Annotated in this window: 16 protein-coding genes; 10 read left to right on the plus strand and 6 right to left on the minus strand. The window is 54.9% G+C overall.

Annotated elements, in window-relative coordinates:
- The first annotated feature begins 17 nt into the window (after nt 1-17).
- The 3 genes from efp (at nt 18) to PAG01S_RS15595 (ending at nt 1,004) form a co-directional block, all read left to right on the plus strand.
- Nucleotides 18-584 (plus strand): elongation factor P, encoded by a 567-nt coding sequence (gene efp, locus PAG01S_RS15590; protein WP_010251979.1) that lies wholly within the window; start codon nt 18-20, stop codon nt 582-584.
- Nucleotides 585-635: 51 nt separating this feature from the next.
- Complete coding sequence (locus tag PAG01S_RS21840; protein WP_003848306.1) at nt 636-767, plus strand: entericidin A/B family lipoprotein; 132 nt, start codon at nt 636-638, stop codon at nt 765-767.
- A 102-nt stretch (nt 768-869) separates the two neighbouring features.
- Nucleotides 870-1,004, plus strand: coding sequence for an entericidin A/B family lipoprotein (locus PAG01S_RS15595; protein ID WP_003848302.1), 135 nt, complete (start codon nt 870-872; stop codon nt 1,002-1,004).
- Nucleotides 1,005-1,059: 55 nt separating this feature from the next.
- Here PAG01S_RS15595 and PAG01S_RS15600 read toward each other — a convergent pair whose 3' ends face one another.
- Complete coding sequence (locus PAG01S_RS15600; RefSeq protein ID WP_010672015.1) at nt 1,060-1,584, minus strand: lipocalin family protein; 525 nt, start codon at nt 1,582-1,584, stop codon at nt 1,060-1,062.
- A 135-nt stretch (nt 1,585-1,719) separates the two neighbouring features.
- Here PAG01S_RS15600 and epmA point away from each other — a divergent pair, with 135 nt between their 5' ends.
- Nucleotides 1,720-2,697: an elongation factor P--(R)-beta-lysine ligase gene (epmA, locus tag PAG01S_RS15605; protein ID WP_003848297.1), complete on the plus strand. Its 978-nt coding sequence runs from the start codon at nt 1,720-1,722 to the stop codon at nt 2,695-2,697.
- A 151-nt stretch (nt 2,698-2,848) separates the two neighbouring features.
- Here epmA and degS read toward each other — a convergent pair whose 3' ends face one another.
- The 3 genes from degS to zapG all read right to left on the minus strand — a co-directional run bounded on the left by degS (nt 2,849) and on the right by zapG (nt 5,885).
- Nucleotides 2,849-3,910: an outer membrane-stress sensor serine endopeptidase DegS gene (gene degS, locus PAG01S_RS15610; protein WP_010251964.1), complete on the minus strand. Its 1,062-nt coding sequence runs from the start codon at nt 3,908-3,910 to the stop codon at nt 2,849-2,851.
- An 89-nt stretch (nt 3,911-3,999) separates the two neighbouring features.
- Nucleotides 4,000-5,373, minus strand: a complete 1,374-nt coding sequence (degQ, locus tag PAG01S_RS15615; RefSeq protein ID WP_062759357.1) for a serine endoprotease DegQ — start codon at nt 5,371-5,373, stop codon at nt 4,000-4,002.
- Between the two features lie 110 nt (nt 5,374-5,483).
- Nucleotides 5,484-5,885 carry a Z-ring associated protein ZapG gene (gene zapG, locus PAG01S_RS15620; protein ID WP_003848291.1) on the minus strand — a complete coding sequence of 134 codons (402 nt, stop codon included), beginning with the start codon at nt 5,883-5,885 and terminating at the stop codon, nt 5,484-5,486.
- Between the two features lie 178 nt (nt 5,886-6,063).
- On the opposite strand from zapG, the gene zapE reads away from it, so the two are divergent.
- The 5 genes from zapE to sspB all read left to right on the plus strand — a co-directional run bounded on the left by zapE (nt 6,064) and on the right by sspB (nt 9,717).
- Entirely contained in the window at nt 6,064-7,191 is a 1,128-nt protein-coding gene (gene zapE, locus PAG01S_RS15625; RefSeq protein WP_010251948.1) for a cell division protein ZapE, read from the plus strand.
- 227 nt (nt 7,192-7,418) lie between these two features.
- Entirely contained in the window at nt 7,419-7,847 is a 429-nt protein-coding gene (rplM, locus tag PAG01S_RS15630) for a 50S ribosomal protein L13 (protein ID WP_008925400.1), read from the plus strand.
- A gap of 15 nt (nt 7,848-7,862) precedes the next feature.
- A complete protein-coding gene (gene rpsI / locus PAG01S_RS15635) occupies nt 7,863-8,255 on the plus strand; it encodes a 30S ribosomal protein S9 (protein WP_008925401.1) in 393 nt (130 codons plus the stop codon).
- 331 nt (nt 8,256-8,586) lie between these two features.
- A complete protein-coding gene (gene sspA / locus PAG01S_RS15640) occupies nt 8,587-9,228 on the plus strand; it encodes a stringent starvation protein SspA (protein ID WP_009092481.1) in 642 nt (213 codons plus the stop codon).
- A 3-nt stretch (nt 9,229-9,231) separates the two neighbouring features.
- A complete protein-coding gene (gene sspB / locus PAG01S_RS15645; RefSeq protein WP_010251939.1) occupies nt 9,232-9,717 on the plus strand; it encodes a ClpXP protease specificity-enhancing factor in 486 nt (161 codons plus the stop codon).
- 111 nt (nt 9,718-9,828) lie between these two features.
- Here the strand turns inward: sspB and PAG01S_RS15650 are convergent, their stop codons facing one another.
- Both PAG01S_RS15650 and PAG01S_RS15655 read right to left on the minus strand, forming a co-directional pair.
- Nucleotides 9,829-11,586 (minus strand): sulfite reductase subunit alpha, encoded by a 1,758-nt coding sequence (locus PAG01S_RS15650; protein WP_031592002.1) that lies wholly within the window; start codon nt 11,584-11,586, stop codon nt 9,829-9,831.
- 185 nt (nt 11,587-11,771) lie between these two features.
- Nucleotides 11,772-17,303: a glutamate synthase-related protein gene (locus PAG01S_RS15655; RefSeq protein WP_062759358.1), complete on the minus strand. Its 5,532-nt coding sequence runs from the start codon at nt 17,301-17,303 to the stop codon at nt 11,772-11,774.
- Between the two features lie 889 nt (nt 17,304-18,192).
- On the opposite strand from PAG01S_RS15655, the gene arcB reads away from it, so the two are divergent.
- Complete coding sequence (arcB, locus tag PAG01S_RS15660) at nt 18,193-20,526, plus strand: aerobic respiration two-component sensor histidine kinase ArcB (protein WP_062759359.1); 2,334 nt, start codon at nt 18,193-18,195, stop codon at nt 20,524-20,526.
- The last annotated feature ends 268 nt before the right edge of the window (nt 20,527-20,794 follow it).

Here is a 20,794-nt window from a genome sequence, read left to right on the forward strand (position 1 = left end):
TTTCGTAGAGGGCCTTCATGGCGACTTATTCTAGCAACGATTTCCGTCCCGGTCTTAAAATCATGTTCGAAGGCGAGCCGTATGCCATCGAATCCAGTGAGTTCGTTAAACCGGGTAAAGGTCAGGCATTCGCGCGCGTTAAAATGCGTCGCCTGCTGACGGGTTCTCGCGTTGAGAAAACTTTTAAATCTACCGACTCCGCCGAAGGCGCTGACGTAGTAGATACCAACCTGAACTACCTGTACAACGACGGTGAGTTCTACCACTTCATGCATCCGGAAAGTTTTGAGCAGTTCCAGGTTGAAGAGAAGACGGTAAGCGATGCAGCGAAATGGCTGCAGGATAACGCTGAATGTATCGTTACGCTGTGGAACGGTCGTCCGATCGCCGTTCAGCCGCCGAACTTTATCGAAGCTGAAGTTATCGAAACCGATCCAGGCCTGAAAGGTGATACCGCAGGGACTGGCGGCAAGCCAGCTAAACTCTCTACCGGTGCTGTGGTGAAAGTGCCACTGTTCGTGCAAGAGGGCGAAGTGGTGAAAGTTGACACCCGCTCTGGCGAATACGTGTCACGCGTGAAATAAGATTCGCAGGCGCATCTTCTGGTGCGCCTTTTTCTTGTCTGAGAGAAAAAAATGATCAAGCTGGCAAAATTAATCGCGTTCGCGTTGCTGGTCTCCTCTGCGCTAAGCGCCTGCAACACATTCCACGGTTTTGGCGAAGATGTCTCTCACTTAGGTGGTGCCATTTCGCGAGCAGCAAAATGACCTTAACTGATTGTCCTTTTTAAAGTCTCACCAGCAGCAACTGCCGGAAATCCGGCTATGCTTAAAGCGCTGTACTTTACATCCATCAAAAAGGACATTGTTATGTTAAAGAAAAGTATTGCTGCAATCTTCTCTGTACTGGTGCTCTCTTCCCTGCTCACAGCTTGTAATACAACGCGTGGCGTAGGTGAAGATGTCGAAGCGGGCGGCCAGGCGATTCAGAACAGCACGAAATAACCTGTTATTCCAACCGGTACGAAATGCTTTTCGTACCGGCTTGTCAGATTCTGCACTATTTCTGTTTTACCCAGATTAACTCTTCAACCGGGAAACCATCCCGACGCGCCTGATCAACCAGTTTCTCTTTTACGCCCGGTTCCAGTTGTGGTGTGCGTGACAGTATCCAGAGATAGTGGCGATTCGGTCCACATACCAGCGCATAGCGGTAGTCAGGATCGAGAGCAATCACGTTATAGCCGCCATAGAAGGGGCCGAAGAAAGAGACTTTCAGAGAAGCCCGCGTGGGTTCACCGGTGAAGTAGGCTTTGCCGACGCTCTCCTGCCAGCGCTGCTTTTTGACGTTATAGCCACGGTTGATTACCTTCAGGCCGCCATCTTCACGCGGGCTGTAGTTTGCCGTTACCTGTTCAAGTCCGCGCTCAAAAGGGTGGTTAAGGCGGGCAATCTCATACCACTGACCGAGATATCGCTGGCTGTCAAAGTTATCTACGACCGTGACGTTCTTTGGCGGCGTAGTGCTGCAGGCGACAGAGAGAAAAGCACTCAGGCTGGCAACAACTGTTTTCCATGGAGACATAGTGGGATTCCTTTGTGATTTAACCGCTTAAGTATAGAAGCCGAAACGCTGTTTTTGGCAGTACGGGCACGAGATTGTTTGCCGCAGGCATTGCAGGTAGACTTCCCCCCCTAATTTGCATCAGGAGTCATCACCATGAGCGAAACGGCAAGCTGGCAACCAAGCGCATCCATCGCCAATTTGTTAAAACGCGCCGCTATTTTAGCAGAAGTGCGTCGTTTCTTTGCCGATCGCGGCGTGCTGGAAGTGGATACGCCGGCGATGAGCCAGGCCACCATTACCGATATCCATCTGGTGCCATTCCAGACGCGTTTTGTCGGGCCTGGCGCTGCGCAGGGGCGCGATCTCTGGCTGATGACCAGCCCGGAATATCATATGAAACGCCTGCTGGCGGCGGGCAGTGGCCCGATCTATCAGATGGCGCGCAGCTTCCGCAACGAAGAGGCGGGACGTCACCACAACCCGGAATTCACCATGCTGGAGTGGTACCGGCCGCATTATGATATGTACCGTCTGATGAACGAAGTCGACGATCTGATGCAGCAGGTGCTGGAGTGTGACAGCGCTGAGTCGCTCTCCTATCAGCAGGCGTTTATCCGTCATCTTGAGCTGGATCCGCTGTCAGCGGATAAAGCGCAGTTGCGTGAAGCGGCAGAGAAACTGGGTGAAGGCGAGCTGGCGCGTGCAGAAGAGGATCGCGATACCTTACTGATGCTGCTGTTTATGCTGGGTGTGGAACCAAAGATTGGTCAGGATAAACCCTGCTTCGTTTATCATTTCCCGGCCAGCCAGGCAGCCCTGGCGGAGATTAGCACCGAAGATCACCGCGTGGCCGAACGCTTTGAGGTCTATTACAAAGGCATTGAGCTGGCGAACGGTTTCCGCGAGCTGACCGACAGCCGTGAGCAGCGTCAGCGTTTTGAGCAGGATAACCGTCGCCGTGCGGCGCGCGGCCTGCCTGTGCATCCTATTGATACATATCTGCTGGATGCGCTGGCGCATGGCATGCCAGCCTGTTCCGGGGTCGCACTGGGAATTGATCGCCTGATCATGCTGGCGTTGAAAGCGGAGTCATTGAGCGATGTCATCGCGTTTCCGGTGGATCGCTGTTAATGGGTTAATCACAAACGATGGCGGATTAGAGGGGAAGGGTTGGCCCGGATGAAGAGCAAAGCGTCCGAGCCAGGATGGCGAGGCCGACCGCCATGGATGGCGGCCTTCTTTGCGATCAGCCGGGCCATCCCTGACCTGGCACAGGTTTCAGCTAACTGCTGCTGTCAGGAAACTCCTGAATGGTGACCGGCAGCGTCAGTTTCTGATCGTTTCGCAGTACCTGCACATCAATCACTGAACCCGGGCGAATTTCTGCCACCTGATCCATGGTCTCCTGCGCGGAGATGGCCGGCTTGCCATTAACGCTGAGCAGCACATCGTTGGCCTGAATCCCGGCTTTATCCGCTGGCCCATCTGGCGTGACCACGCTGACAATAATGCCCTGAACCCGATCCAGATTGCTGCCCTGTCCATGCAGCGGCGGCAGCTCACGCCCGGTAATGCCGATATAGCCGCGGATCACCCGACCATCACGAATCAGCTTATCCATGATCTTCGAGGCTAAAACGGTTGGAATGGCGAAACCAATCCCTTCCGGGGTTTCACCATCACTACTTTTATCGAAGGTCAGGGTGTTAATGCCCATCAGCTCGCCTAGCGAGTTAATCAGCGCGCCGCCGGAGTTACCCTGATTGATTGACGCATCGGTCTGCAGGAAGTTCTGTCGGCCTGATGAGCTTAAGCCAACCCGGCCCGTGGCGCTGATAATGCCCTGCGTGACCGTCTGACCGAGGTTATAGGGGTTGCCGATAGCCATCACCACATCCCCGATATGCGCCTGGCGATTTGGATTGATGGGGATAACGGGCAGGCCGGAGGCCGTGATCTTCAGTACCGCCAGATCGGTCATACCATCGGAACCCACCAGCGTCGCTTCAAAGAAGCGGCCATCCTGCAGCGCCACGATAATTTGATCGGCATTATTGATCACATGCTTATTGGTAAGGATGTAGCCTTTTGCATTCATGATCACCCCTGAACCCAGGGTCGTGATGCCACGATTGTTGTTGCCGTGGGCGCTACGATTGTAAACGTTCACAACGGCAGGTACGGCGCGGCGCACCCCTTGATTGAAGCTAAAGGGCGTTTCGTCTGTAATATTTTCGTGGTTATAGAGGGCGTCGCTGCCCATACGCAGTGCAGGCAGTGCTGCGAGCAAAATACCCGCCACAATCAGGCCCAGCACCACGGCACGCAAAAGTTTAAGAAACATGGTGTTAAATTACGCCAGGGGAGATCGCAGGGGAGAATAGCATGAGAGCGGCGGACACACACGCGCTTGTGTCCGCCGTAATGCGAGGTTTATCTCAACAACAGATAGATACTTTCATCGCCGCGCACCACATTCAGTGCCAGTACCGGCGGTTTCCCTTCCAGTATTTTACGCATTTCAGCAATGGTCTGAACCCGGTTGCGGTTAACGCCGATAATCACATCATCTTTCTGCAGACCAACCTGTTCAGCCGGTGTGCCTTTTTCGATGGTATCGACCTTCACGCCTTTATCACCGGTTTTAGTCTGTCCATCACTGAGGGTTGCGCCCTGAAGCGCGGGTGACATCAGCTGTGCGCTGGCGGTGCTCTGTGCGCTCTGCTCCAGCGTAACGGTAACCGTTAATGGCTTACCTTCACGCAGCAGGCCAAGCTTAACCTGTTCACCTGGCGGCGTGGTTCCTACTTTCACGCGCAACTCAGCGAAGCTGGTAATCGGCTTATCGTTGATCGACGTAATGATATCGCCTGACTTCACGCCCGCTTTCTGCGCGGCAGATTGCGGTAAGACTTCAGAGACAAAGGCGCCGCGCTGCGCATCGACATTGAATGCTTTAGCCATATCGGCTGTCATTTCAGTGCCTTTGATGCCGAGCTGACCGCGCTTCACTTCACCAAATTTAATCAGCTGCTGCGCGAGGTTCATCGCCATATCACTCGGGATAGCAAAGCCGATACCGATGTTACCGCCGCTGGAGGCGAGAATCGCAGTGTTGATACCGATCAGTTCGCCGTTAAGGTTGACCAGCGCACCGCCTGAGTTGCCACGGTTGATCGCGGCATCGGTCTGAATAAAGTTTTCCAGTCCTTCCAGGTTCAGGCCGCTGCGGCCCAGTGCGGAGATAATACCGGAGGTGGCCGTCTGTCCCAGCCCGAACGGGTTACCGATCGCCACCGCGAAATCACCCACTTTCAGCTGGTCAGAGTCCGCGACTTTCACCTGCGTGAGGTTTTTTGCGCCCAGAATCTGAATCAGCGCGATATCGGTCTGCTCATCATGACCAATGAGTTTGGCTTCATATTCACTGCCGTCGCCAAGCTGTACGTTGATTTTATCCGCACCGTTGACCACGTGATTGTTGGTGAGCACGTAGCCTTTCGCGGCATCGATGATCACGCCAGAACCTAAACCTTCAAACGGCTGTGGCTGACTATTTCCGCCAGGCATCTGACCAAAAAAACGCTTCAGCGGTTCAGGAATATCCTGAGCCTGTGCACCCGAATCAGTGCCTTCCACATGCACACTGACCACGGCAGGTAGCACTTTCTCCAGCATCGGTGCCAGACTCGGCAGCGGCTGGCCCGCAATTTGTGCTGGCAGCGTTGCCATCGCGTCTGGCGCGGCGGCAAGGCTCATCCCAATACTCAGGGCTAATGCGCTAAACAGGCGTGCTTGTTTTTTCATTGCTACAACGCTCTCGCTGCAAAAGGTGGGAGGAATTAATAAGTGTGACAGTCGTTTGCGGTCAGGGTTCGCAAAAACAGCGGGCGCAGACAGGCTGCGCCCCAAAAAGATTAGTCGCGGGCAGGGCGCTCGCCACGCAGTAAACCGGATGCGCCTTCAGAATAGTCGCGCGGCATCTGCACCGGCACCTGATCGTTGTCCGCTTCGGCTTCAGTCAGCTGATAGGCAAACGGATTTTTCTGGCCAGGCAGATTCGGCAGCAGGTCATTTGAGCCTTTTGCCATGTGCTGATAGAGCTGACGATAATCACGCGCCATGTTGTCCAGCAGCTCCGCGCTCTGCGCGAAGTGATTGGTCAGCTCTTCGCGATAATCCGCCAGCTCCGCTTTCGATTTTTCCAGCTCGTACTGCATGCTGCGCTGCTCACGCAGCTTTTTGTTGCCAAAACGCATGGCGACTGCGCCGACAATAATACCAACCACTAAACCAATTAGCCCGTATTCCCAGGTCATAATGACTCCCGTGTTATTTCCATTGTTCCGTAGGGCATTGCACCATTTCAATAATAGTCACTATACCCGTTAATCTTATGGATGTGGAACTCTGGAGCAGCATGGCTTAGTGTAGAACGGCCTTTTTTTCAGCAACCGTGGTATGAATCAGACACCATTCAGGGACTTTGAAACAACAATGCAAACCTCAACTCCGCTTTCACGCTATGAACAGGCGCTGTCGCAGGGCGAATTCAGGCCCGATGACGTACAACGTGAAGCGATTACCCGTTTAGACGCGCTGCAGCAGGCGCTGGTTGCCCGGCAACAATCCGCCGCGCCTGCCACATCCGGCCTGCTGGGTCGCCTGTCAAAATTGATCGGTAAAGAGAAAAACGAGACGCCACAACCGGTACGTGGACTCTATATGTGGGGCGGTGTCGGTCGCGGTAAGACCTGGGTCATGGATCTCTTTTTTCAGTCTATTCCTGGCGATCGCAAACTGCGTCTGCACTTCCACCGCTTTATGCTGCGGGTGCATGAAGAGCTGACGCAGCTTCAGGGGCAGAGCGATCCGTTACTGATTATTGCGGACAGATTCAAAGCGGAAACGGACATCCTCTGTTTTGATGAATTTTTTGTCTCCGATATCACCGATGCGATGCTGCTGGGCACGCTGATGGAGGCGCTGTTTGAACGCGGCATTGCGCTGGTGGCCACCTCGAACATTCCGCCTGATGATCTCTATCGTAATGGTCTGCAGCGCGCGCGCTTCCTGCCTGCCATCGAGCAGATCAAACGTCATTGTGATGTGATGAATGTGGATGCCGGTATCGACTACCGGTTACGCACGCTGACCTCCGCGCACCTGTGGAACTCTCCGCTGAACAAAGAGACGCACGCTGAAATGGCGCGGATGTTTAAAGCGCTGTCGGGCAGCCAGCCTGAAGATGCGCCGGTTCTGGAAATTAATCACCGCCAGATGCCGACGCTGGGCGTCAGCGAGGGCGTGCTGGCGATTAATTTCACCACCCTGTGTGGCGAAGGGCGCAGCCAGCATGACTATATTGCGCTGTCGCGCCGTTTCCACAGTGTGCTGCTGTATGACGTGCCGGTGATGATCTACAAAACCGAAGATCAGGCACGGCGTTTCCTGGCACTGGTCGATGAGTTCTATGAACGGCATGTGAAGCTGGTGGTCGCGGCAGAAACGTCACTGACCGAGATTTATCAGGGCACGCGGCTGAAGTTTGAATACCAGCGCTGTTTATCGCGACTTCAGGAGATGCAGAGCGAAGAGTATCTGCGTTTACCGCACCTGCCGTGAGAATAATCGGGATAAATACCGAAATAGGGTTCGATTTTTGTAACCGACTTCTCTATAATCTTGCGACCCCACGTTACAGCAAAGGATTTTTTTCCCAAATCCTCTGTGTTCCAGTAACTCTATCCGAAGGGGTGGCTTGCTGGTCAAAATGGTCGTGTGAGCCTCATTCGTTTACTTAAGCGTTTGGGATTTCACCAACGTGTAACTTAATTTGGGTAAGCTTTTCGATGAAAACTTTTACAGCTAAACCAGAAACCGTCCAACGTGACTGGTTTGTAGTTGACGCAACGGGCAAAACTTTGGGTCGCCTGGCGACTGAACTGGCGCGCCGTCTGCGTGGTAAGCATAAAGCGGAATACACTCCGCACGTTGATACGGGTGATTACATCATCGTTCTGAACGCAGAAAAAGTTGCTGTAACCGGCAACAAGCGTACTGACAAGATCTACTATCACCACACTGGCCACATCGGTGGTATCAAACAGGCGACCTTTGAAGAGATGATTGCTCGCCGTCCTGAGCGTGTGATTGAGATCGCGGTTAAAGGCATGCTGCCGAAGGGCCCGCTGGGTCGTGCTATGTACCGTAAACTGAAAGTTTACGCAGGCAACGAGCACACCCATGCGGCACAGCAACCGCAAGTTCTTGACATTTAATCGGGATTAAAGGCAATGGCTGAAACTCAAAACTACGGCACTGGTCGCCGCAAAAGCTCTACCGCTCGCGTATTCATTAAGCCGGGTAGCGGTAACATCGTAATTAACCAACGTTCTCTGGAACAGTACTTCGGTCGCGAAACTGCCCGCATGGTAGTTCGTCAGCCGCTTGAGCTGCTGGACCTGGTTGGTAAATTCGATCTCTATGTCACTGTTAAAGGTGGCGGTATTTCTGGTCAGGCTGGTGCGATCCGTCACGGTATCACCCGCGCTCTGATGGAATACGACGAATCACTGCGTGGCGAGCTGCGTAAAGCAGGCTTCGTAACGCGTGATGCGCGTCAGGTTGAACGTAAGAAAGTCGGCCTGCGTAAAGCACGTCGTCGTCCTCAGTTCTCCAAGCGTTAATTGTTTGCAGCTCCGGCTGCGGCAATTGGCTCAAAAAACCCGCTTCGGCGGGTTTTTTATTTTCTGCCTTCCCATAAACTGTCCGCGAAAACCGTAACGCCGCGCTCAATTTACCTGCAAAGATTCATTCCACGCCCACAAGCAGCCTAAAATCTGGTAAACTCTGTGTCACTTTGCGCCCGCAGGCCGGTGCGTTATGCGCCTCCCCACTGTCGGGGCGTCAGTATCTGTGACGCAGCTAACCAGGTTGCGTGCGAGTTCGATAAGCAAGTGAGTCGCCGTGTGGTTGGCTATTCGCAGTATCTTTTTGTGAACAAACTTGGAGGTTTTCATGGCTGTCGCTGCCAACAAACGTTCGGTAATGACGCTGTTTTCTGGTCCTACTGACATTTTCAGCCATCAGGTACGTATCGTCCTGGCGGAGAAGGGTGTCAGCGTAGAGATCGAGCAGGTCGAAATGGATAACCTGCCGCAGGATCTGATTGACCTCAATCCGTATCGCACGGTACCGACGCTGGTAGATCGTGAGCTGACGCTGTATGAATCACGCATCATCATGGAATATTTAGATGAGCGCTTCCCGCATCCGCCACTGATGCCGGTTTATCCGGTTGCCCGTGGTGATAGCCGCCTGATGATGCACCGCATCGAGCAGGACTGGTATAGCCTGATGAGGAAAGTAGAGAACAGCAGCGGTCAGGAAGCGGAAGCGGCACGCAAGCAACTGCGTGAAGAGCTGCTGGCTATCGCGCCACTGTTTGGCCGTACGCCTTATTTCATGAGCGAAGAGTTCAGCCTGGTTGATTGCTATCTGGCTCCGCTGTTATGGCGTCTGCCGTCAATGGGTATCGATTTGATCGGCTCAGGTTCAAAAGAGCTGAAAGGTTACATGAATCGCGTATTTGAGCGTGACTCCTTCCTCGCTTCATTAACTGAAGCTGAACGTGAAATGCGGCTGCAAGCCCGGGCTTAACGTATGGAAATGTCGCAACTTACTGCACGTCGTCCCTATCTGCTGCGCGCCTTTTATGACTGGTTGCTCGACAACCAGCTGACGCCGCATCTGGTGGTCGACATAAATCTGCCGGGTGTGCAGGTGCCGCTGGAGTATGCGCGGGATGGTCAGATAGTCCTGAACATTGCGCCACGTGCTGTCGGTAACCTCGATCTGGCGAATGATCAGGTGTCGTTCAACGCCCGCTTTGGTGGCGTTCCTCGCCAGGTTAACGTGCCGATGGCGGCGATTCTGGCAATCTATGCGCGTGAAAATGGCGCCGGGACGATGTTTGAACCGGAACCGGCTTACGAGCTGGGCACGCATGAGGCGTCAGAGGGTCAGGAAGAGACTATGATGTCGGTGATTGATGGTGATCGTCCTGACGATGCCAGCGATGACGAGACACCGCCTGATGACGATCCACCGCCACGTGGTGGACGACCTTCACTGCGCGTAGTGAAATAGCAGTGACATAACAGCGAATACCCGTCCATCCGACGGGTATTTTTTTTGCCTGCAGCCATAAAAAAATCCGGCTGCCTGCGCAAGCCGGATTTTTTCAGCAGACCATCGCGATCAATAGACGTCGCGCAGGTAGCGCTTCTCTTTCTTCAGCTGATCGACATAGTCAGCAGCGCGCTCGGTGGAGAGACCACCAAACTGGCGAACCACTTCATACAGCGCATTATCCACATCCTTCGCCATACGCGATGCATCGCCACAGACATAGAAGTAAGCCCCTTCCTGCAGCCAGGCATACAACTCAGCGCCCTGTTCAAGCATCCGGCTCTGCACGTAGATCTTCTTCTCCTGATCGCGTGAGAAGGCCAGATCCAGACGCGTCAGCAAGCCATTATCGCGCCAGGCAAGTAATTCATCCTGATAGATAAAGTCATGTTCCTGATGCTGATCGCCGAAGAACAGCCAGTTTTTCCCCTGCGCGCCGGTTGCCTGGCGCTCCTGCAGGAAGGCACGGAATGGTGCGATACCGGTACCTGGTCCCACCATGATCAGCGGTGCGCTGTTGTTGGCAGGCACGCGGAACGATTTATTGGGTGAGATAAAGATGGCGGGCTTCTCACCGCGACGCACACGCTCGGCCAGGTAGGTTGAGCAGACGCCACCGCGATTACGGCCGCCACTGTGATAACGCACCGAGGCAACGGTCAGATGCACCTGATCAGGATGGGCTTTAGAGCTGGATGAAATAGAGTAAGCGCGATGCTGCAGCGGACGCAGCAGCGCGACAAACTCGGGTACCGCCAGCGTGCGCGTCAGTTCAAGCTGCAGCAGGTCAAGGGTATCTTTGCCCCACAGCCACACGCCCAGCGCATCTTTATCATCATGCTGTAACACATGACGCAGCTCCTGGTTGGTGGTGTTCTGTCCGACCCACTCGATTAACTTGCGTGACGGCTCTGAGATCTCAAACTGATAGGTCAGCAGGTCGCCAAGGCTGCGATCAAAGCCGGGCACCGGCGTCTCGTAGTCCGCGTTAAGCTGGGTCAGCAGCAGGCTGACCAGCGACGGCTCGTTGACCGGAATTACGCCCAGCGCATCGCCCGCTTCATACTTCAGGCCGCTGTCAGACAGGTCGAACTCGAAATGACGAATATCTTTGGCTGACTGCTCGCCTGACAAACGCTTGTTAGTGATCAGCGCGGCGGCGTATGGATTGGATTTGTTGCTGCCTGGAATGACTGGCGCTTCAGGCGCGCTTTCCAGCACGGTGCCGCTGCTGCCCGCGCTGGCGGCAAACTGTGGCATTGAGCTGTTCAGCCACTCGCTGGAAGGCTCCTCAAAATCGATATCACAATCGATACGATCAACCACGCGTTTCGCGCCCAACTGCTCAAGGCGCATATCAATAAACTTGCCCGCCTGACAGAAGCCATCGTAGCCGGTATCGCCAATCGCCAGCACGGCGAAATGCATCTGCTCCAGACGCGGTGCGGTACTGGCAGAGATCGCATCCCAGAACAGCTGCGCGTTGTCCGGCATTTCACCTTCGCCATAGGTCGAGGTGACGATCAGTACATGGCGCATGGTGGCAAATACGTCGAGATCGACATCGCCCAGCGCCTGAACCACCGGCACCAGACCTTTAGCGCGCGCAGACTTCGCTGCGGTCTGCGCCAGTGCTTCAGCATTGCCGGTCTGTGAGCCATAAAGAATGTGCAGTTGCGTCGTCGCGGCTGCGCCTGTGCCCGCGGCGGGTTGCTGCTTGTCTTCTAATACCAGCAAACGGGAGTGCAGACCCGCAAGAAAGCCAGCCAGCCAGTACTTCTGATCGCCATTAAAAGGTGCATCTTCTGGAATATAAGGAATTTTCATGGGTACTTTTACTCAATCCCGTTCTCGCCCGTCATCAGTGGCATTGTCCGGTGTGAAAGCGGTTCCGCTTTCCCGCGCCGCAGTGTGTGCGACAGGGGAGAGCGGTGCTGCATCTGTCCGGTACAACGATTAATCCGGGCAATGATCAATTAATAATATTCAGTTCAGCCTGATCAGTATCACTGTCAGGAGAGTTTACCCACCGCAGCGGCGATTTCCGGCAATGCCGCACGTGCAAACAGCTCTTCAAAGTCAGGCAGGTGACCCAGCACTTCCCGGTTACAGGCATCCTGATACATGATCCAGCCGTAGGTTGCCAGACTGTCCATGGAGCGGATGTTACGTTGCGTCAGCGCCGCTTTGTAATCTGACATGCGTTTGGTACCAATCAGACTCGCCAGTTCATCATCGCTGTAGCTCTCGATAGCGGAACGGGCATGACGCTGCAGCTTGCTTATCAGCGAAAAGTCTTCCGTCATCAACAGATTACGGACCGCTTTTTCAACTGCCGCATCTTCAACCGGGGTGCCTTTCGGTAATTTCCCCAGCGCCAGCTGCTGGGCAAAACTCAGCACGGTGTAGTTGTTCAGCAGGACAAACATCTCCAGCGTATCGGTCGCGCCATAAGCCGGTACGGCACCGTTGGCGATGGTTTTACCCTGACGCCATGCGGCTTTAAACTTCGCCACCTGATGGCCTGCCAGCGCCGTCGACAGCTCTTCGAGCAGATCTTTGCGGCTCTTGGCTTTCAGAATCTCGCCGCCATCCTGATAGAGCAGCAGCGAGCGCGGCATCACGTAAACAAAGTGGTGACACTCCGTTTCCCAGTTCTCCAGCAGCCAGGCGGCACGCGGTGATTTGGTCGCCTCCAGATGCCAGTTCAGCATGGTCAGCACCGCCTGCTTGTGCACCTGGGCCATCTCATCCTGATCGGCAATCGAGCCGAACTGTACCGAATCACCGGCAGCATGGCCGGCCAGCGATCCATAGGGGTCGTACTGGTAGGCGAAGCCGCCGCTCATGCCGTTGCCAAATCCTTTACCGAAGGTGCCCAGGTTGAGGATGGCGCCATTGGTCATATATTCGCAGCAGAAGTCACCGACGCCTTCAACCACGGCGGTGGCACCGGAGTTACGCACCGCGAAACGGTCACCGGCCTGGCCCTGCACGAACAGACGTCCGCCGGTCGCGCCAAACAGCGCAAAGTTACCAATCAGCACGTTGCCATCGGCATCCTGCGCGCCGCCGCCAGGCGACATCACGATCAGTTCGCCGCCACACTGTCCTTTGCCGACACCGTCGTTACAGGTGCCGTAATGGGTCAGCTGCATGCCATCGTTGCAGAAGGCGCCAAACGACTGACCGGCAGAACCGGTGGTGGAAATTTTTACGCTCTCAGGGGCCAGATAGCGACGACCGCGATCGTCAGTCATTACGGCAGGCATCGCCTGCAGCTGCTCAGAACTCAGCTGATGGTTCAGCATCCGCTCAATATCGATGGCCAGCTGGCCGCCGACACTTTTGTTTCGGTTATTCAGCACGATGTTGTTGCCCAGAGTGACGTCAGGATTTCCCTGATCCACCAGCGACAGCTTCAGTTGCTCAATCCAGACATCATCCAGCTCAAAATCTTTTTCCAGATAAACCGGCTTGTCGATTTTCAGCTCAGGCACCACGGTAAGCATGGCGCGTAAGTCGAGCTTGCCCACTTCCAGCGGGTGATCCATCAGGTGCAACAGGTCAGAGCGACCGCGTGCCTCACGCAGGGAACGCAGGCCCATACGCGCCAGGATTTCACGCACTTCATGCGCCACGTTGAGGAAATACTGCGCCAGCTGACGCGGATCGCCATCAAACGCTTCGGCATTCGTGGTTAAGCCAGCCGGGCACTTAACGTTACAGTTCTTCGCCATCACGCATTTCAGCATCATCAGCGCCGTCGTACCGAACTCAAAGCTGTCGCCGCCCAGCAGCGCAGATTTCACCACGTCGCTGCCGGTCTGCTGTGCGCCAGAGCAGCGCAGCAGCACTTTCTCACGCAGGCCGTTGGCGCACAGCGCCTGGTGGACTTCAGCGATGCCGATTTCAGCCACGCGTCCGGTATATTTCAGGCTGGTCACCGACGCAGCGCCGGTACCGCCGGTGTTACCCGCAACGTTAATCACGTCTGCACCGGCTTTGGCCACGCCAACCGCGATGGTGCCGATCCCTTCAGACGAGACCAGCTTGACGATAACGCGCACCCGCGCGGCTTTGCAGTCGTGGATCAGCTGCGCCAGATCTTCGATGGAATAGGTGTCGTGATGCGGCGGCGGTGAGACCAGCTCGACGCCAGGCGTACCGCCACGCGCGGCAGCAATCTCGACGGTAACTTTGGCCGCCGGTAGCTGGCCGCCTTCGCCAGGTTTCGCACCCTGACCAATTTTGATCTCCAGCTCTTCCAGCATCGGATCCGCCAGATAGGCAGCCCAGACGCCAAAACGGCCCGAAGCCAGCTGTTTGATCCGTGAGGCACGAATGGTGCCGTGACGGGAGTAATGCTCGCCGCCTTCACCGCAGTTACTCATGCCGCCGACCATATTGGTGCCGTGCGCGACCGCTTCATGAGCGGGAGCCACCAGCGCACCGTGGCTCATCGCCCCGGAGGCAAAGGTACGGGTAATTTCACAGGCTGGCTGCACTTCGCTCAGCGGCAGTGAAGGCAGGGTGGTGAAGATACGTGACAGATAATCGGCCGCTTTACCGTAAGCGGTCACTTTCAGACCGCCAGTCACCACTTCGCTGCTTTCAATATCGTCGCCGAAGCGGGATTTCAGGGCGCGTGACAGGTTCTGCAGGCGTTCGCTCTCAGGCTTCAGTCCTTCAATCGCATCGGTCAGACGCAGCATAAAGTGATTCAGGCTGCCATCTACCGCCTCACACTCCATGCCACGAATGGCAAAGCCGTTGTTGGTCAGCGAGTAGCGTCCCAGCTTGCGGCGGAACTCCGCTTCGCTGTCGATGTGGGTCAGGTCAGCCGGGAATGTCAGGATGTCGCGCAGGGCCGCCGGGCGACGTTTACGCTCTTCATACATCAGGCTTGAGAACTGACGGTAATCAGCAGTAATCGCGAAATTATTGATCACCTCATCCGGGATGCGCTCAAAGCTGCTGTCTTTAAAGGTCTCAGGCTTGATGCCAAACGCATTATCCAGTTTAGCCAGCGTCATCAGGCGGATGAAGTTGTCCTCTTCGCGCGCTTTGTCGGCAAAGCGAATCGGTTCTTCGGTCATATCGATAAAGGTCCGCACGGCGATGGTGCCGTAGGAGTGACCTGCGCCTTCTGCACGCTCTTTGAACAGGCCCAGCAACGGAACTTCAGATTCGCCCTGAATCTTCAGTGCGCTCTGGTGCCAGTCAACGGCCATCTGCGCGATCGTCGCGAAGCCTGCGCCGCCCACCGGCGTTTTGATATTCGGGAAATACTTTTTCAGCACCGGATCATCGGTGTTGAGGAAGTTAGGCTCAAAGAACTCGCCGCTGCTGTAGCTCTCAACGGTACAGAGGCCCACTTTGCCCATGGTTTTCATCAGTGCTTTTTCAGCCGCTTTGGCATAGCGCTTAAAGGCTTTGTTACCTTCTTCACCTTCACCAAATTTCTCCTCTGCGCGCATCTGTACGCCCAGCGGATAGATAGCTGACGCCCCAAAGCCAAGTGTGGCGGCAATGTGGTGCGAGGAGATGCTCTGGCCGCTTTCAACCACCAGAGAAACATCCAGACGCAACCCTTCCTTTATCAGGCGCTGGTTGATGGCGGAAACCACCAGCAGCATCGGGATCGCGGCGTGCTTTGAAGAGATATGGCGATCGGTAAGTACGGCGATGCCACCCTGGGTACGGGCAAAATCAACCACCTGTTGCGCCAGGTCATCAATCGCCTTTTCCAGGGCATTCGCGTTCGCGGTGGTGCTCAGCAGATCTTTGCCGATCACCGGCTCATAGAGCATCTCAAAGCGGGCATAAGGTGCGATGGTCTGCTCGCGTAAACGCAGCATATCGAGGTGGCTGAGAATCGGGGTCGGCACCACAATCTGACGGCCTTTGCTGCGGCCCAGATGGGGTTTTGCCCCCAGCGCGACACGCAACGTCATGCCATCCACTTCGCGGATTGAGTCCAGCGGCGGGTTGGTGACCTGCGCAAAGCGCTGAGAGAAGTAGTGCGCCATACCGCCTTCATGATCGGATAAGCCGTTGATGGCGTTTCCGTAACCCATCGCGGAGATCTTCTCTGCGCCGGTATTCAGCATCGGATCCATCATGAACTTGAAGCTTTCCTGGTTGTAGTAGTAGGCAACAAAGCGCTGATACGTTTTCAGATCGCCACGATAACGCAGCGGTGAACCCTGTTGTTCTGCCGGGATCTCGGGCAGATCGTCAAGACCGACGCGCGCTTCACGCAGCAACGCCGAATAATCTTTCTCTGCGGCCAGTTTTTCCAGCGCCTGCAGCGTGGTATAGCTGCGTTTTTCACGGTGATCGAAATAGAGCATACCGCCCGCTTCGATACGCCCACGACGCAACACGCTTTCAGGTGGGAAGGCGATCTGGCCGGCTTCCGACATCGCACCGATATAGTCAGCGGTTTCTACTGAACGCAGTGGACGCAGACCCAGACGATCAAGACGGGCGCCAATTACTTCGCCATTACCAAAGATTAAGGCAGCAGGGCCGTCGTTCTTCTCTTCATACAGCGAGAAGTACTCCAGCATGTCACGCACTTCTGGCGACAGCGCGCTGTCGTTTTCCCAGGCGGGCGGCATCATCGACACCACGGCGGTGATCAGATCGAGGTCATCTTCCATCAGACGGCTGTGGATGCTCTGATCCAGGCGCGAACTGTCGGACTGGCCTTTAGGCCGCACGATGGTCTTGCCACGGGCCAGTGCCAGCGCGGACTCAGCGATGCGGTTTTTACGGTCAGTGTTCAGCTCGCCATTGTGCGCCATCAGGCGGAACGGTTGCGCCATCGTGGTATGGGGATCGGTGTTAGTGGAGAAGCGGGTGTGGAAAAACAGCCCGCGCACCTGATGATCGGGATCGGTCAGATCTTTGAAGTAAGGGATCACTTCATTGGAATTCAGACGGGCTTTGAACACCTGCGTGCGTGATGACAGCGACAGCGGATAGAGGCCGCCAAATTCGCTTTCGGTGAAAGCTCGGGCTTCAATGGTTAACAGGGCACGGTAGATGCGTTTTTCGAAGTCGTTCTGATCAACTACATCCTGTGGCGCAGTGAAAATCCACTGCAGAATCGGTAACTGGAACTGCGCGGCTGCCGGGCGCGTCACGCTGCTGTCGAGCGGCATGTCACGCTTCATGAGTACCGGCAGACCAAAGCTGCTGAGGGTTTCATCCACCAGACGTTCGGCATTCGCGCGCAGCTCAGCATCTTTCGGCACAAAGAAGTTACCGACACCAAAGCGTCCCGCTTCCAGCGGCTGGCCGGTAATTTTGCGGAAGAATTGCAGCGAAAGATCAACGTTGACCCCCGCGCCGTCGCCAACGCCTTCCGCTGACATGCCGCCGCGGTGAGGCACCGTACACAGGGCGCTGTGCGCCATCTGCAGAATCTCGTGGGTCTGCTCGCCGTCCTTACGCGTAATGAAACCTACACCACAGCTGTCACTGCCTGCTGTCGGATCATACAAGCCATAGGATTGAGGTTTTTTAGTGGACATTGAGGGTCTCCTTAAACTGCTTTGACATTACCTGCACTGTTTCAGGGTCTGAGCGCAACGGGGGCGCTATCATTTTCATCGCCATGCTCTGTCGAGCGCGCGTCATAGCCCTGAGCATTTCTCTCCAGACATCGGTAAAACGTCCTTAATTGAGCTGCTCTCTGATTTCCGGTCTCTTAAAGGAGATGACTTAAACCACGCGGGAGTCTTCTTGTTGCATAGATATGCCGAGACAATGGCCCGTCTGGAAAGCTTTCAGCGGATTTCCAACTTATCGGGAAAGCGTAATCAGGTCAAATAGGGCGGTCAGACGGGATTATCATGCGTTTTATCTGTTTAAGTCTATGAATTAAATGCTTTTTAAGGTTTAAAATGTATCACTCTGGTGCCTGGCGACAGGCCGATAAATGTGAACTGACTCACTGTAGTGCAGGCGTCAGATCTCTGCACCATGCTGGTGACAGGGTGTTAAGCAGCATTAAATGCTGTTCAGCACCCATGATGCATAGCATGTATCTGTTTTTCTTATGTCCGGTTATTTGAATGAAACCGCGGTTGGTTATAAGAAAAATTAATCAGCATGGGCATGCTTAAAACAGCATTAAAGATGAATGGCTATGCATATAAAAGGGTGTGCCTGTGCAACAGGACGCTGCCAGGATATTGAAAAAAGGCCGTACAGAGAAATCGGTGATTCGCTGGCGGCCTTACAGATTATTCATTTGGCACAGTCAGTCAAGGGTTTTAACCGCTTTGTCCTTAACGTCGCCGATCGGCGAGGCTGCTGCACCATAAAAGCGCATTTGATCCCTTATCTCCACGCGACGTGCTGCGACGGCAGCAGGTTAACTGCGCTATTATGAGGCTGTTTCTCTTCCAGGGAGTTGTTATGAAACAAATTCGTCTGTTGGCGCAGTACTACGTTGATTTAATGGTGAAGCTTGGACTGGTGAGGTTCTCGCTGCTGCTGGCGTCTGCGCTGGTGGTGCTGGCGATGATTGTCCAGATGGCGGTCACGATGGTACTGCGGGGCCATGTCGAGAGTATTGACGTGGTGCGTTCGGTCTTCTTCGGACTGCTGATCACGCCCTGGGCGGTCTATTTTCTCTCAGTGGTGGTCGATCAGCTGGAGGAGTCACGGCAACGCCTGGCACGGCTGGTGGATAAGCTGGAAGAGATGCGTACCCGCGATCTGGAACTCAATCAGCAGATGAAAGAGACCATTACGCAGCTGAATCAGGAGATCAGCGATCGTAAAAAGGCGGAGCTGGCACGCGAACAGGTGATGGATAAGCTGCGTGAAGAGGTAACGCGTCGTGAGCAGGCACAGATTGAGCTGGAACAGCAATCCTCCTTCCTGCGCTCCTTCCTGGATGCCTCGCCTGACCTGGTGTTCTATCGCAACATCGATAAACAGTTCTCCGGCTGCAACCGTGCAATGGAGCTGCTGACCGGCAAAAGCGAAAAGCAGCTGATTGGCCTGACGCCGCGCGATATCTATGATGATGAAGCGGCCACTAAGGTGCTGGAAACGGACGAGAAGGTTTTCCGCCACAACGTCTCGCTGACCTATGAACAGTGGCTGCAATATCCCGACGGACGCAAAGCCTGCTTCGAGATCCGTAAAGTGCCTTACTACGACCGCGTGGGTAAGCGCAGCGGATTGATGGGCTTTGGCCGCGATATAACCGAACGTAAGCGCTATCAGGACGCGTTAGAGAACGCCAGCCGGGAGAAGACCACCTTTATCTCTACGATCAGCCACGAGCTTCGTACGCCGCTTAATGGCATTGTCGGCCTGAGCCGCATCCTGCTGGACACCGACCTCAATCAGGAACAGCTGAAATATCTCAAAACCATCCACGTCTCCGCCATCACGCTGGGCAACATCTTTAATGATGTGATTGAGGTGGACAAAATCGAGCGCCGTAAAGTACAGCTGGATAATCAGCCGCTCGACTTCACCGGTTTCCTGGCCGATTTAGAAAACCTCTCTGGCCTGCTGGCACAGCCGAAAGGGCTGAAGTTTGTGCTCGCGCCGCAACTGCCGCTGCCGCATATGATCTTGACCGATGGAACGCGTCTGCGCCAGATTCTGTGGAACCTGATTGGTAACGCCGTGAAGTTCACCCAGCAGGGCGAGATCGTGGTGCGGGTAACCTATGAGCAGGACGAGACGCTGCGCTTTGAGGTGCAGGACTCCGGCATGGGTATCCGTCAGGAGGAGCAGGACAAGATCTTCGCTATGTATTATCAGGTCAAAGATCAGCATGGCGGTAAACCGGCTACCGGTACCGGCATCGGGCTGGCAGTATCACGCCGCCTGGCGCAGGCGATGGGCGGTGATATCCGGGTGCACAGTGCGCCGGGACAGGGTTCCTGCTTCACCGTAGAGATTAAAGCGCCACGCATTGCTGAAGAGGTGGAGGATGAAGGCGTGGACGACAGCCTGCCACTGCCTGCGCTGCACGTGCTGCTGGTTGAAGATATTGAGCTCAATGTGATTGTGGCGCGCTCGGTACTGGAGAAGCTGGGCTGCAGTGTAGAGGTCGCCATGACCGGCAGCGAGGCGCTGGCGATGTTTGACCCGCTGGAGTTTGACCTGGTGCTGCTGGACATTCAGCTGCCCGATATGACCGGGCTGGATGTCTCACGTGCGATTCGCCAGCAGTACCAGGGAACGCATCTGCCCCCGCTGGTTGCTCTTACCGCCAATGTCCTCAAAGACAAAAAAGAGTACTTCGATGCGGGAATGGATGACGTGCTCAGCAAACCGCTGGCAGTGCCGGCACTCACTGCGATGATTAAAAAGTACTGGGATTATCAGGCAGAACCGGAAGAGGAGATCGCTGATGTCAGCGATGACAAAACCCGGATGCTGCTGGATGTCGCGATGCTCGAACAGTATATCGAGCTGGTTGGTCCCAGCCTGATTACCCAAAGTCTGACGATGTTTGAAAAGATGATGCCGGACTACCTTGCGGTGCTGGAGTCGAATCTGATGGCGCGCGATCAGAAAGGCATTGCTGAAGAGGGACACAAAATCAAAGGGGCGGCGGGTTCGGTCGGGCTGCAGCGTTTGCAGATGCTGGCGAAACAGATTCAGAGTCCGGAGTTACCGGCGTGGTGGGACAATGTGGGTGAATGGATTGATGAGCTGAAGCATGAATGGCGACACGATGTGCAGGTATTACGCGACTGGGTGGCAGAGCAGGATAAGTGATACCCCGGAAAAAAATGACCCCAGCCGAGGCCGGGGTGCGCGAAATACTGCGCCAACACCAGGGAAATCATTGCGGCCGCTATGATTTGAATAATTAATGCAGCCGCAGGGTATTGGTTAACACTGTCATCACCTTAGCAAATTCATCTTCTCATGCGATAAGATTCATTAAAATTTGTGATATTGAGCAGCGTTTAAATACAGAAAACATTAATTTGGCAACACAGTCAAGTAAGGAATTAATTTCTGTGCTGTGTTGCTGCTATTT

Source organism: Pantoea agglomerans NBRC 102470 (assembly GCF_001598475.1).
Lineage (GTDB): Bacteria > Pseudomonadota > Gammaproteobacteria > Enterobacterales > Enterobacteriaceae > Pantoea > Pantoea agglomerans.

Excerpts from the sequence above, each read along its gene's own strand:
- PAG01S_RS21840 (WP_003848306.1), top strand. The coding sequence starts at position 636 with ATGATCAAGCTGGCAAAATTAATCGCGTTCGCGTTGCTGGTCTCCTCT.
- PAG01S_RS15595 (WP_003848302.1), top strand. The coding sequence starts at position 870 with ATGTTAAAGAAAAGTATTGCTGCAATCTTCTCTGTACTGGTGCTCTCT.
- degS (WP_010251964.1), bottom strand. The coding sequence starts at position 3,910 with ATGTTTCTTAAACTTTTGCGTGCCGTGGTGCTGGGCCTGATTGTGGCG.
- degQ (WP_062759357.1), bottom strand. The coding sequence starts at position 5,373 with ATGAAAAAACAAGCACGCCTGTTTAGCGCATTAGCCCTGAGTATTGGG.
- sspA (WP_009092481.1), top strand. The coding sequence starts at position 8,587 with ATGGCTGTCGCTGCCAACAAACGTTCGGTAATGACGCTGTTTTCTGGT.
- epmA (WP_003848297.1), top strand. The coding sequence starts at position 1,720 with ATGAGCGAAACGGCAAGCTGGCAACCAAGCGCATCCATCGCCAATTTG.
- rpsI (WP_008925401.1), top strand. The coding sequence starts at position 7,863 with ATGGCTGAAACTCAAAACTACGGCACTGGTCGCCGCAAAAGCTCTACC.
- arcB (WP_062759359.1), top strand. The coding sequence starts at position 18,193 with ATGAAACAAATTCGTCTGTTGGCGCAGTACTACGTTGATTTAATGGTG.
- efp (WP_010251979.1), top strand. The coding sequence starts at position 18 with ATGGCGACTTATTCTAGCAACGATTTCCGTCCCGGTCTTAAAATCATG.
- zapE (WP_010251948.1), top strand. The coding sequence starts at position 6,064 with ATGCAAACCTCAACTCCGCTTTCACGCTATGAACAGGCGCTGTCGCAG.
- PAG01S_RS15650 (WP_031592002.1), bottom strand. The coding sequence starts at position 11,586 with ATGAAAATTCCTTATATTCCAGAAGATGCACCTTTTAATGGCGATCAG.
- PAG01S_RS15600 (WP_010672015.1), bottom strand. The coding sequence starts at position 1,584 with ATGTCTCCATGGAAAACAGTTGTTGCCAGCCTGAGTGCTTTTCTCTCT.
- PAG01S_RS15655 (WP_062759358.1), bottom strand. The coding sequence starts at position 17,303 with ATGTCCACTAAAAAACCTCAATCCTATGGCTTGTATGATCCGACAGCA.
- zapG (WP_003848291.1), bottom strand. The coding sequence starts at position 5,885 with ATGACCTGGGAATACGGGCTAATTGGTTTAGTGGTTGGTATTATTGTC.
- sspB (WP_010251939.1), top strand. The coding sequence starts at position 9,232 with ATGGAAATGTCGCAACTTACTGCACGTCGTCCCTATCTGCTGCGCGCC.
- rplM (WP_008925400.1), top strand. The coding sequence starts at position 7,419 with ATGAAAACTTTTACAGCTAAACCAGAAACCGTCCAACGTGACTGGTTT.